At 71.8% G+C, this 13,794-nt stretch carries 4 protein-coding genes; all 4 read left to right on the plus strand.

All coding sequences use genetic code 11. From position 1 onward, the window contains the following. Positions 1-339 precede the first annotated feature (339 nt). The 4 genes from AOM46_RS20110 to AOM46_RS20125 all read left to right on the plus strand — a co-directional run bounded on the left by AOM46_RS20110 (position 340) and on the right by AOM46_RS20125 (position 13,787). Positions 340-9,723: a non-ribosomal peptide synthetase/type I polyketide synthase gene (locus AOM46_RS20110; protein WP_078857022.1), complete on the plus strand. Its 9,384-nt coding sequence runs from the start codon at positions 340-342 to the stop codon at positions 9,721-9,723. A gap of 45 nt (positions 9,724-9,768) precedes the next feature. Next, positions 9,769-11,529: an NAD(P)/FAD-dependent oxidoreductase gene (locus AOM46_RS20115; protein ID WP_234313881.1), complete on the plus strand. Its 1,761-nt coding sequence runs from the start codon at positions 9,769-9,771 to the stop codon at positions 11,527-11,529. Then, on the plus strand, positions 11,526-12,587 hold the full coding sequence (locus AOM46_RS20120; RefSeq protein WP_062213980.1) for an NADP-dependent oxidoreductase: 1,062 nt from the start codon (positions 11,526-11,528) through the stop codon (positions 12,585-12,587). Before AOM46_RS20115 ends, AOM46_RS20120 begins: the two co-directional genes overlap by 4 nt. Positions 12,588-12,800: 213 nt before the next feature. Continuing rightward, complete coding sequence (locus tag AOM46_RS20125; protein WP_062213981.1) at positions 12,801-13,787, plus strand: BtrH N-terminal domain-containing protein; 987 nt, start codon at positions 12,801-12,803, stop codon at positions 13,785-13,787. Positions 13,788-13,794 lie beyond the last annotated feature (7 nt).

Below are 13,794 nucleotides of genomic sequence, written 5' to 3' on the forward strand. Positions count from 1 at the left end.
ACGTCGTCATCAATTCGATGATGGTGGAGGCGACCGCCATTCACCGGGCGCCGGCGCACCTCGTCGCCAACCGGCCACTTCAGAGCCGTTGCGGAGCGTTGAAAGACCCCGCGATTCGCCCTCCGGACACCGGAGTTGAGCCGACCGGGCAGCACATAGTCACAACACACCGCCTTTACCATGAGCCCACATACGAAAATCGACCCACCACACGAGAAATGTCTTGTACGACTTTCCCGGTTCTGTTGGCGCGCTGCCTCCACTGAGTACGGCGAGAACGGCAAGCGGTCCCCCCTCTCCCCTGCTGCCCCGTCCCAGCGTCATCACCCAAGGATCACCATGAAGGACACCTTCCCCGTCCCCGGAAACCCCGACTGGAACTCCCGCAGAAACGCGGACCACAACGCGGACCCGCACGCGGACAGATATGCCGTCATCGGCATCGGCTGCCGCTTCCCCGGCGGCGCCAACGACCACCGCTCGTACTGGCGCAACCTGCTCGCCGGCCGGGACTGCCTCACCCCCACCCCCCGCAGCCGCTACGACGTCCGGACCCTGGGCAGCACCGACAAGGACAAACCAGGACGGCTGGTCGGCGGGCGCGGCGGCTATATCGACGGATTCGACGAGTTCGATCCCGCGTTCTTCGGCATCAGCCCCCGCGAGGCCGCCCAACTGGACCCACAGCAACGGAAGTTGCTTGAGGTGGCCTGGGAGGCGCTGGAGGACGCCGGCCAGCGCCCCGGCAGCCTCGCCGGCACCGATGTGGGCGTCTTCGTCGGCGCGTTCACCCTGGACTACAAGATTCTCCAGTTCGCCGGCCTTGACTTCGAGACCCTGGCCGCCCACACCGCGACCGGCACCATGATGACGATGGTGTCCAACCGGATCTCGTACTGCTTCGACTTCCGGGGGCCCAGCGTCTCCCTGGACACCGCGTGCAGTTCCTCGCTGGTCGCCGTCCACCTGGCCTGCCAGAGCCTCGCCAGGGGCGAGACCCGGTTGGCGCTGGCCGGCGGCACCCTGCTGCACAGCGCCCCGCAGTACACCATCGCCGAGACCAAGGGCGGGTTCCTCTCCCCCGCCGGGCTCTCCCGGCCGATGGACGCCGAGGCGGACGGCTATGTGCGGGCCGAGGGCGTGGCCCTGATCGCCGTCAAACGGCTGGCGGACGCGCTGGCCGACGGCGACCGGATCCACTCCGTGATCATCGGCAGCGGCGTCAACCAGGACGGCCACACCAGCGGTATCACCGTGCCGCGCGCCGACGCGCAGGTCCGCCTCATCCAGGAGGTCTGCGCCCGGGCCGGCATCACCCCGGGGGACCTGCAGTATGTCGAGGCGCACAGCACCTCGACGGCCGTCGGCGACCCGATCGAGGCCGAGGCGCTGAGCCGCGCGTTGGCCGTCGGACGGGCCGAGGGCAACCCCGCCTATGTGGGCTCGGTCAAGGCCAACATCGGGCACACCGAGTCGACCGCCGGCATCGCCGGGCTGATCAAGACGGCGCTCGCCCTCAAGCACGGCGTCATACCTCCGCAGATCAACCTGCGGACGCTCAACCCGCGCATCGACGCGGACGATCTCCCGTTCCGCATCCCCCGGGAGGCCACCCCCTGGCCGGCGCACCAGGGCCCCGCCAGGGCCGGCGTCAACGCCTTCGGGTTCGGCGGCACCAACGCCCATGTGCTGCTGGAGGAGCCGCCGCCCGCGCCACCGACCGAGCCGACCGCCGAGCGGCCCCGCCACACCCTGCTGCCGCTGACCGCCCGCGCCCCCGAGGCGCTGCCCGAGCTGGCCGACGCGATCCGCACCGAGCTGATGGACAGTCAACTCGACGATGTCGCCTATACGTTGGCGCACCGCCGGGAGCATCTGGAGCACCGCACGGCGGTGGCCTACGCCTCGCCCGATGAGCTGGACGAGGCGCTGGCCGCCGCTGCCGCCGGCGAGCCGCATCCGCTGGTCGCCACCGGACAGCGCCGGGACGGCCTGCGTCGCCGGCTGGTCTGGGTGTTCACCGGGATGGGCCCGCAGTGGTGGGGCATGGGCCGTCGGCTGTACGCCGAGGAGCCGGTCTACCGCGAGATGATCGACCGCTGCGACCAGGAGTTCGCCCGGCTGACCGACTGGTCGCTGCGGGACGAGCTGCTGGCCGACGAGGCGGACTCCCGGATGGCGGAGACCTGGCTGGCGCAGCCGGCCAACTTCGCCCTGCAGATCGCGCTCGCCGCGCTCTGGCGCAGCCGGGGCATCACCCCGGACGCCGTCGTGGGGCACAGCACCGGCGAGATCGCCGCCTTCTACGAGGCGGGCGTCTACACCCTGGCCGACGCGGTCACCGTGGCCCTGCACCGCAGCCGGCTGCAGCACCGACTCGTCGGCACCGGCGGGATGTTGGCGGTCGGCCTCACCGAGGCCGAGGCCGCGCGCCGGGTCCGCGCCTACGGCGGCCGGATCGATCTGGCGGCGGTCAACAGCCCGGGCTCGATCACCCTGGCCGGGGACGAGGCGGCGCTCGACGAGCTGGCCGAACAGCTCGCCGCCGAGCAGGTGTTCGCGCGACGGCTCGCCGTGACCGTGCCCTACCACAGCGCCGGAATGCGGCTGATCGAGGAGGACCTGCGCGCCGCGCTGGCCGATATCAAGCCGCACCGCGCCCAACTGCCGCTCTATCTCACGGCGTTGCCCGGCGCGGTGGCGCGCGGCGAGGAGCTGGACGCCGACTACTGGTGGCACAACGTACGGGACACCGTCTGGTTCCAGGCGGCCGTCGACCGGCTGGTCGACGACGGATTCGAGCTCTTCCTTGAGATCGGCCCGCATCCGGTGCTCGGCCACTCGATCGGCGAATGCCTGGCGCGCCGCGAGGTGCCGGGGCTCGCGCTGCCGTCCATCCGCCGGCAGGAGGACGAAAGCGAACGGTTCGCCCGGAGCCTGGCCGCGCTCTTCACGCTCGGCTTCGACGTGGACTGGCACGGGCTGCAACCGGCTGGCCGCCAGGTGCCGTTGCCGCGCTATCCGTGGCGGCGCGACCGCTACTGGGCCGAGCCCGAGCAGTTCGCCCGGGTGCGGCGCGGCGAGGTCGACCATCCGCTGCTCGGCCGCCGACTGGCGGGCGCCGAGCCGGCCTGGGAGGTGCGTCTTGACCCGGAGTCGGCGCCCTATCTGCGGGACCACCGCATCCAGGGCAACGCGCTCTTCCCGGCCGCCGGCTATCTGGAGATGGCGGCGCAGGCGGTGCGGGCGCTGAGCGGCGGCGAGGAGACCGTGCTCGCCGATGTGGAGCTGCGCAAGGCGCTGTTCCTGCCGGAGGACCGGCCGCCGACCGTGCGGCTCTCGTTCGCCGCCGGATCGGCCGCGTTCGCCGTGACCACGGTCTCCGACGCCGATCCCGCGGTGCACGCGACGGGCACGGTGCGCGTCGGCCAACCCAGGCCGCTGGGCGGCCCGTTGGACGCGGACGCGGTGCGCGCGCGGGCCACCGTCCACCGCACGGGCGCGGAGTGCTATGCCGCGCTGGCCGAGTGGGGCTACCACTACGGGCCGGCGTTCCAGGGCATCGAGGAGGTATGGATCGGGCCGGACGAGGCCCTGGCGCGGGTGCGGCTGCCGGCCGCCGCCAGCGGTGGCGGTGGCGGCGCCGGGCACCAGATGCATCCGGTGCTGCTCGACTCCTGCTTCCAGACCCTGCTCGCGCCCACCACGCTGGAGGAACGCCGGGACGGCACCGGGGTGCGGCTGCCGCTGTCCATCGGCGAGGTGCGGCTCACCCCGGTGGACGACCGTCCGGTGTGGGTGCACGCCACGGTCACCGAGCGGACGCCCGATCGGCTGGTGGGCGAGCTGACGATCCACGGGGACGACGGCACTCCGCTGGGCACGGTCGGCGCCTTCCGCGCCGAGGACGTGGAACGGGCCGGTGGCACGGTCACCACCGCGACCGTCGACAGCTGGCTGTGCACCGCCGAGTGGAGTGAACTGCCCGCGCTCGCGGCGGAGTCGGGGGCGGTGCCGAGCCGGCTGCTGGTCTTCGCCGACGCGCCGGGCGGAGTCGGCGACGCGCTGGCCAAGCTGGTCGCCGAACAGGGCGGCCACTGCGAGCTGGTGCGGCCGGGAGGGGCGTACCGGCGGGATCCGATCGCCGGGGAGTCGGTGCTGGTTCCCGACTCGGCGGAGGATCTGGCGCGGCTCTTCGCCGAGACCGGCGCCGGCTTCGACGCCGTGCTGCAGCTGTGGGGCACCGCCGAATCGAGTGGGCGGCCCGCGTTCGACCGGGCCGGGCCGCTGCCGGCGGATGTCTCGGCCGGCGCCTACGGGCTGGTGCTGCTGGCCAGGCAGCTGCTGGCCGACGGTGGACGAGGCCGGCTGTATCTGGTCACCCGGGGCAGCCAGGCGGTGCTGCCCGGGGAGCGGGTGGCACCGCTCGGCGCGCGCGCCTGGGGCCTGGGCCGGGTGCTGGCGCATCAGGAACTCCCAGACTGGCGTGGCGCGTTGATCGATCTGGCCGCGCCGGCCGCGGCCGAACCCCGGGTGGAGGCCGAGGCCCTGCTCGCGGAGATCGCCGCCGTGGGCGGCGCGGAGGACGCCGAGACCGCCGAGACCGCCCAGGATGAGGTGGCGCTGCGCGGCGGGCGCCGGTTCACCTGCCGGCTGCGGCCGGCCGAAGGGCTCACCCGACCGCTGCCGCTGCGGCTGCGCGCGGACGGCTGCTATCTGGTGACGGGCGCCTTCGGCGCGCTGGGCCGGCTGCTCTGCCGGACGCTGGCGACGCGCGGGGCCCGTCGTCTGGTGCTGCTGGGCCGCACCCCGCTGCCGGCCAGGGCGCACTGGCGCGATCCGGGGCTCTCCCGGGACACCGCCGAACGGGTGCGGTTCGTGCGGGAGTTGGAGGATCTTGGCGTCCAGGTGTTGGTGGCGGCCGTGGATGTCACGGACGAGACGGCGGTGGCCGGCTGGCTGGCCGGGCACCGCGCGGAGGCGCTGCCGCCGATCCGGGGCGTCTTCCATCTGGCGGGACAGGTGCGGGACACCCTGGTCCCCGAGATGGACCGGGCCGCGTTCGACGCGGTGCACGATCCCAAGGTGCGGGGCGCCTGGGCACTGCACCGGCAGTTGGCGGACGAGCCGCTGGAGCACTTTGTGCTCTTCGCCTCGGTGGCGGCCTGGCTGCCGACGGCCGGGCAGACCAACTACGCGGCGGGGAACGCGTTTCTGGACGCGTTGGCGCACCACCGCAGGGCGCTGGGGCTGCCGGCGCTGAGCGTGGACTGGGGCCCCTGGGCCACCGGGATGATCGAGGAGCTGGGCCTGGTCGACCACTACCGGCACAGCCGGGGCATGTCCTCGCTGTCGCCGGAGGCCGGGATGGCGGTGCTGGAGCGGATCATCGGGCAGGACGTCGCCCAGCTGCTGGTGGCGACCGTGGTGGACTGGCCCACCTTCCTGGCCTGGTACCCGACGCCGCCGAGGCTGGTCGAGGAGCTGGCCGCGGCTGGCGCGACCCCGGGCCAGGGCGAGTCGGGGAGCTTCCTGGACGCCTTCGGCGCGGCCGACGAGGCGGAGCGCGAGCGGCTGCTGACCGAGCGGTTCACCGCAGTGGTGGGCGCGGTGCTGCGGGTGCCGGCGGACCGGTTCGATCCGGAGCTGAGCCTGCAACTGCTGGGCCTGGACTCGCTGTTGGCGATGGAGCTGCGGGCCAGGCTGGGCACCGAGCTGGGCGTGGCGCTGCCGGTGGTGGCGCTGCTCGGCGGGGGCAGCGCGCGGGAGCTGATGGAGCAGCTGCGGGCGGGCCTGCTGGAACGGCTCGCCATGGACGGCGGGTCCACGTCCGCCTCGGCGGTGGAGGTCTTCACGGATGAGAGCCGCTATCCGCTGACGCAGAACCAGAAGGCGTTGTGGTTCCTCAAGCAGCTGAATCCGGAGGGCTTCGCCTACAACATCGGTGGCGCCGTGGAGGTACGGGCCGATCTCGATCCGACGCTGATGCTGGCGGCCTACCGCCGGCTGCTCGCCCGACACCCGGCGCTGCGCGCCAACTTCGCGCTGCGGGACGGCGTTCCCGAGGCCCGGATCTCGCCCGAGGTGCGGGAGGACAGCGCGATCTTCGACGTCGCCGGGCAGCCGTGGGAGGCGGTCTACCAGCTGATCATCCGCGAGTACCGCCGGCCCTACGATCTGGAACGGGACCCGCTGGTGCGGCTGCGGCTGCTGCGGCTGGCCGACGACCGGTGGATCATCACCAAGGCGGTGCACCATATCGTCTCGGACGCGATCTCGACGTTTGTCTTCATCGAGGAGCTGCTGGCGGTCTATGAGGACCTGCGGCAGGGCGGCGCGGGCGAGCTGCCGCCGCTGACCACCCGCTATCTGGACTTCCTCAACTGGCAGAACGCGTTTCTCGCCGGCCCCGAGGCGGAGCGGATGTTCACCTACTGGCGGGAGCGGCTGCCGGCCGAGACCCCGGTGCTCGAACTGCCCACGGACCGGCCGCGTCCGCCGGTGCAGACACACAACGGCGCCTCGGAGTTCTTCACGCTGGACGAGGAGCTGAGCGCCCGCACCCACGCGCTGGCGAACGAGCACAACACCACTGTCTTCATGGTGCTGTTGGCCGCCTACTACCTGCTGCTGCACCGCTACTCGGGACAGGAGCGGATCGTGGTGGGCAGCCCGGTGACGGGCCGCACCGAGGAGGAGTTCGCCTCGGTCTACGGCTACTTCGTCAACCCGCTGCCGCTGACCGCCGATCTGTCGGGGCAGCCGACGGTCGCCGAACTGCTGACGCAGGTCAGGGAGACGGTGCTGGGTGGGCTCGACCACCAGGAGTACCCGTTCACCCTGCTGGTGGAGCGGCTGGGCCTGCGCCATGACCCGAGCCGGTCGGCGGTCTTCCAGGCGATGTTCATCCTGCTGCACCACAAGGTGGCGACCGAGAAGTACGGCTACCGCCTGGAGTACATCGAACTCCCCGAGGAGGAGGGCCAGTTCGACCTGACGCTGTCCGCCTACGAGGAGGCGGCGGACGGCCGGTTCCACTGTGTGCTCAAGTACAACTCGGATCTGTTCCTGCCGGAGACGGTGCGCCGGATGGCGGACCACTACACCCAGCTCCTCGACGGGCTGACCCGGGCGGCCGGTTCGGCGTCCACGGCCGGGCTGCCGATGCTGGGGGCGGCCGAACGGCGACGGGTGCTCGACGAGTTCAGCGGCGTCGCGCGGCCGGTTGAGTGCGCGGAGCCGGTGCACCGGCTCTTCGAACGGGCGGTGGCCCAGGGGCCCGACCGCATCGCGGTGGTGGCGCCGGCCGAGTCGGGTGAGGCGGTCCGGCTGACCTACCGGGAGTTGGAGGTCAGGGCGAACGTGGTGGCGCACCGGCTGCGGGAGCTGGGGGTGGTGCGTGGCTCGGTGGTCGCGCTCTGCCTGCCGAAGTCGCCCGAGCTGCTGGTGGCGCTGCTGGCGGTGCTCAAGGCGGGCGGCGCCTATCTGCCGCTCGACCCGGAGTACCCGGCGGAGCGGCTGGCCTACATGGCCGAGGCGGCCGGCGCCACCCGGACCCTGGTCGGCGACGGCACGCCCCCCGAACTCCCGGGCTCCGTCGTGCCGTTGAGCGCGCTGGACCAGCCGGTGGCGCACGATCCGGGACCGCCGGTCGGCGAGGGCGACGCGCCGGACTCCCCCGCCTATGTGATCTACACCTCGGGCTCCACCGGGCGGCCCAAGGCCGTCGCGGTCAGCCACCGCAACCTGGCCTCGGCCTACGCGGGGTGGCGCACGGAGTACCGGCTGGAGAGTGAGGTTTCGGTCCATCTCCAGATGGCGTCGCCCTCGTTCGACGTGTTCACCGGGGACACCGTGCGGGCGCTCTGCTCCGGCGGCCGGCTGGTGCTGGTGGGCCGCGAGCTGCTCTTCAACACCGCCTCGCTCTACCGGACGATGCGTCAGGAGCGCGTTGATTGCGCCGAGTTCGTGCCCGCCGTCGCGCGCGCCCTGCTGGCGCACTGCGAGTCCACGGGTGAACGACTGGACTTCCTACGGCTGTTGGTGGTGGGCTCCGACTCCTGGAAGGTCGCCGAGTACCAGCGGCTGACGGCGCTGGCCGGGCGCGACACCCGGGTGGTCAACTCCTACGGGGTGACCGAGGCCACCGTGGACAGCAGTTGGTTCGAGGGGCCGGCCGACGATCTCGATCCGCACCGGATGGTGCCGATCGGCCGACCGTTCCCCGGCAGCGCGCTCTATGTGCTGGACGGACGCGGCGAGCCCGTACCACCGGGTGTCACCGGCGAGTTGTGGATCGGCGGCACCGGCGTCGCCCTCGGCTATGTGGGCGATCCCGAGCTGACCGCCGAGCGGTTCGTCACCGGCGTGCTGGGCGGCGACGAACGCCTCTACCGCACCGGGGACCTGGCGTCCTTCGACGCCGAGGGCCGGGTGTGGCTGGTGGGCCGCGCCGACTCCCAGGTGAAGGTGCGCGGACACCGGATCGAGCCGGGCGAGGTCGAGGCCCGGCTGCTGGCCGGCCCGGGCGTGGCGCAGGCCGTGGTGGCGGTGCGCCCCGACGCGGCCGGCGAACCGACACTCTGCGGCTACTGGGTGCCCACCCCCGAAGCCCGGGGCGACGCCGAGCCGGACGCCGCCGAACTGCGGCGCTGGCTGGCCAGCGCGCTGCCCACCTTTATGATCCCCACCCATCTGGTGGCCCTGGAGCGGCTGCCGCTCACCCCCAACGGAAAGGTCGACACGGCCGCCCTGCCGGCGCCGCTGACCACCGGCGAGGAGGTCGAGTACGAGGAGCCGGTGACCCTCTACGAGGAGCGGATGGCCGCGCACTGGCGGCAGTTGCTCGGCGTGGAACGGGTCGGGCTGCGGCACGACTTCTTCGCGGTCGGCGGCAGTTCGGTGCGGCTGATCGAGCTGATCCACCTGCTGCAGGGCGAGTTCCAGGTGTCCATCCCGGTCAGCCAGCTGTTCAAGGTGACCACGCTGCACGGCATGGCGGGCACGCTGGAGTCCATCGTCACCGGCCGGATCGGCGGGGCCAAGCCCTACCTCCGGTTCAACACCGAACGCGAGCCGACGGTGTTCTGCTTCCCACCGGCCGGCGGCCATGGACTGGTGTACCGGCGGCTCGCCGGCGCGCTGCCCGAATGGCAGCTGGTCGGCTTCAACTACCTGTCCGGCGACGACAAGGTCGCCCGCTACGCCGATCTGGTGGCCGAACTCCGCCCGGAGGGGCCGCTCGACCTGCTGGGCTACTCGCTGGGCGGGAACCTCGCCTTCGAGGTGGCCAAGGAGCTGCAGGCCAGGGGACGTCGGGTGCGGCGCGTGGTGCTGGTGGACGCGCCCCGGGTGGCGGCCGCCTACCCGCTGAGCGAGGAGGCGGTGGCCGCCTTCGACGAGGAGCTGCACGACCATCTGCGGCGCCATACGGGATCCCGGGGCGTCGCCGACGAGACCCGCCAACAGGCCCGCGACTACATGGAGTTCGCCAGCCGCACGGCCAACGTGGGCACGGTGGAGGCGGTGCTCGGGGTGATCAGCGAGCAGAGCAACGCCGCGCTCTACGCGGTCGACGGGTCCGGCAGCTGGCACGGGTCCTCCACCGCGCGGACCGTCGTGCTGCCCGGCTTCGGCAGCCATGCCGAGCTGCTGGACGCCGAACACGTCGGCCAGAACGCGGAGTTGGTCAGAGGGCTGCTCAACGGCGAGGCACCCGCCTGAGTTCGGTGCGTAGGGGGATGCGAGAAGGAGGAGCGTGACCGACGCATGAAACCGCGGACGCGGAACACCCGAGAGACCATGATCATCATCGGCGGCGGCCTCGGTGGCCTCGCCACCGGCGCCTATGCCCGGATGAGCGGATACCGCACCCACATCCTGGAGATGCACGAGATCCCCGGTGGCTCGTGCACCTCCTGGGACCGCGGCGACTTCACGTTCGACTGGTGTGTCTCCTGGCTGCTGGGCAGCGGTCCCGGCAACGAGATGCACCAGATCTGGCTGGAGTTGGGCGCCATCCAGGGCAAGGAGATGCGGCAGTTCGACGTCTTCAACATCGTCCGTGGCCGGGACGGTCAGGCCGTCTACTTCTATTCGGACCCGGACCGGCTGCAGCGGCATCTGACGGAGATCTCCCCGGCGGACGCCCGGCAGATCCGGCACTTCTGCCAGAACCTGCGCACCTTCCGCAAGGCGCTGGCCGTCTACCCGTTCCTCAAACCGGTCGGCATGATGGGCCGCGCGGAACGCTGGCGGATGATGCTCTCGTTCCTCCCCTACTTCAACGCCATCCGCAAGTCGATCACCGAGCTGATGACCGACTACTCCCGGCGGTTCCAACACCCGCTGCTGCGCGAGGCGTTCAACTTCATCCTCTATGAGAAGCACCCCGACTTCCCGGTGCTGCCGTTCTACTTCCAGCTCGCCTCGCACGCCAACCACACCGCCGGCGTGCCCGAGGGCGGCTCGCTCGGTCTGGCCCGGTCCATCGAGGACCGCTACCGGCGGCTCGGCGGTGAGATCACCTACAACGCGCTGGTCGAGGAGATCCTGGTGGAGGACGACCGGGCCGTCGGGGTGCGGTTGACCGACGGGCGGGAGTTCCGCGCGGACATCGTCGTCTCCGCCTGCGACGCGCGCAGCACCCTGCTGGGCATGCTCGGCGGGCGCTACCTCAACGACACCTACCGGCGGTTGTACTCGGAGACCATCGACCAGCCGGGCATGCTCTCCCCCGGCTATGTGAGCGTCTTCCTCGGACTGCGCCGCCCGTTCCCCGAGGCCGACCCGTGCACCACCTACCTGCTGGACGAGGACCGGGCCGAAAAGCTGCTCGGGCTACGCCACCCCAGCATCAACGTCCAGTTCCGCAACAACCACTATCCCGAACTGTCCCCCGACGAGACCAGCGTGGTGTACGCCACCTACTTCTCCGAGGCCGCCCCCTGGCGCGCGCTGCGGGAAGGCCCCGAACAGTCCAGCCGGCCGCGCAGGGGGCAGCTGCTGCACACCCTGCCGGTGCGGCACGGCAAGGCGTATGTGGCGGCCAAACGGCGCGCCCGGATCGCCGTGGAGACGTTCCTGGAGGAGCGCTTCCCCGGGCTGCGCGAGTCCGTCGCCGTCCGGGACGTGTCCACCCCGCTGACCCAGGTGCGCTACACCGCCTCCTACAACGGGGCCTTCCCCGGCTGGCAGCCGTTCATGGACGGCGGCGAGACGCTGGAGAAGGAGATCAACCGCAACGGCCCCGTGCTGCCGGGGCTGGCCAACTTCTATATGTCGGGCGTCTGGGTGACGGTCGGCGGGCTGATCCGCGCGGTGGCGGCGGGCCGGCAGGTCGTCCAGTTCATCTGCCGGGACGACGGGCGGGAGTTCACCGCCGAGATCGACGATCAGCTGCCGCCGCCGCGTCAACGTGTGGTGCCGGTCGGCCCCCGCGTCACGGCCGACGGCCCGAACGACACGGCCGCCCCCGCCGTCCCGTCCCCCGTAGCCGCTGTCAACTCCGCACCGAGGAGCGCCTGTTGAAGATCGAGAAATGGGTCGTCCGCGAACATGTGGCCGGCATCCCCGAGGCCGAGCGGATCTACGAGAAGGTCAGCGAGGAGCTGGACGTCACCCTGCGGGACGACGAGATGCTGCTCCGCACCCGCTATGTCTCCGTCGACCCCTATCTGGTGGGCCTCTCCCAGGAGACGCCGCTGGGCCAACACGTCGGCGGTGACTCCATCATGGAGGTCGTCAAAGCCGGTCCGCGTGCCGACTTCGCCGCCGGCGACCTGGTGCAGGGCTTCGGCGGCTGGCGCACCCATCTGGTGAGCGACGGCCGGGCCTGGGTCTGGAAGAACGGCGGCTTCCCGCTGCGGCTGCCCCCGTTCCGCCGTCTGGACCCGGCCGACTACGACGACCAACGACTTCCGGTCACCACGGCGTTGGGCATCATGGGCACCCCCGGCATCACCGCCTGGGGCACCATGACCAAGTTCCTCGACGTCACCCCGGGCGACACCGTGCTGATCAGCGGCGCCAGCGGGGCGATCGGCACGCTGGCCGCGCAGCTGGCCAAACGCGCCGGCGCCGGCCGGGTGATCGGCACCACCTCGTCCGACGACAAGGTCGACTACCTGGCGCGCTTCGGCTTCGACCAGGTGGTGCGCTACCGCCAGGGCGACGATGTGGACGACACCCACAAGGCGCTGCTCGCCGCGACCGACGGCATCGACCGCTACTTCGACAACCTCGGCGGCAGCGTCACCGACGCGGCGTTCCGCATGCTGCGCCCGCACAGCCGGGTCGCCGTCTGCTGGCAGTGGTCCACCACGGTCAACGGCGACTGGGTCGGGCCCCGGCTGCTGCCGTACATCATGTTCCCGCGCACCACGATCCGCGGCATCTTCGCCGAGGAGTGGTTCACCGACGAGAACCTGGCCACCCTGCTGCGCGATGTCGGCGGCCCGGTGCGACGCGGCGAGATCGTCTTCGACCAGACCGTCCACCAGGGCTTCGACGCCTTTCCCGTCGCGTACCAGAACCTCTACACCAACCGAGCGGCCAACCGGGGCAAACTCCTCGTGGCAGTGGCCTGAGGCCGCGCCCGCCCACCCCTCTTCCGGGGTGGGCGGGCGTCAACGGCCCCCGGGTCGCGTCTCTCCTCGTGGGAGGGTTCACCATGGTGGCGTGCACGACGGACCGTGCCGCCCGCACGCCCCCGTACGGGACGGCCGTCCCGTCGGCACGGCGGAGGCACCGCCGCAAGAGCTGACGACCCGGCCGGTCGTATCCGTCGAGGAGGGCCCGACATGAGCATGGTGATCGACATCGACGCCCGCGGCGCGCGGCACTGTGAGACATCGACGCTCGGGGTGCTGCTGCGGCACCGGGGGGTCGATCTCTCGGAGGCCATGCTCTTCGGCCTGGGGGCCGGGCTGTCCTTTGTCTACTGGGACAGCAGGAACCTCGGCTTCCCCTTCCTCGGCGGGCGGGTCAAACCCTTCGAACTCACCAGAAACCTGGCCGCCGAACTCGGGCTTGAGCTGCAGGTCAGGGAGACCACCTCGCCCCGTAAGGCATGGCGGAACGTGACGGAGTCCGTCGACGCCGGCGCGCCCGTCGGGCTGCAGCTGGACAGCCACCACCTGGACTACTTCTCCTCGAAGGCGCACTTCGGCGGCCATATCGTCGCCCTCTACGGCTATGACGAGCGGAACGCCCTGCTGGTGGACACCGACCAGCAGGGCGGAGCGGTGTCCACCAGCCTGACGAGCCTCGCCCTGGCCAGGGCCGCGCGCGGTCCGATGACGGCCAGGCACCGGTCCTTCACCCTCACCGTGCCGAAGAAGCGGCCATCCCCGGCGAGCCGGATCGTGCCGGCCGTCACCGCCTGCGCCGACGCCTTTCTGAATCCGCCCATCGCCAACCTGGGCCACCGGGGCATCGAGAAGGCCGGCCGGCTGGTGCCCGGCTGGCTGGAGCGCACCGACGATCCCGGGCGGGACCTGCCGCAGGCGGCCCTCCTGATGGAGAAGGCCGGCACCGGCGGTGCCCTGTTCCGAAACCTCTACCGTGACTTTCTCGGCGAATGCGCCCAGCTGCTCGACAGCGACGAGCTGCGCACCGGGCATCGGCTGTACACGGAGGCCGCGATCCGGTGGACGGAGGTCGCCGCGCTGATCACGGAGGCCGGTGAGACCGGCGACCCGGGGTGCCTGGCGCGGGCGGGCGCCACCCTCGGCGAGGTGTCCCGGATCGAACGCGAGGCCATGCGGGCGCTGAGCCGTCTCGGGTGAACCCACG

This window comes from Streptomyces sp. NBRC 109706 (assembly GCF_000974485.1).
Classification (GTDB): Bacteria; Actinomycetota; Actinomycetes; order Streptomycetales; family Streptomycetaceae; genus Streptomyces.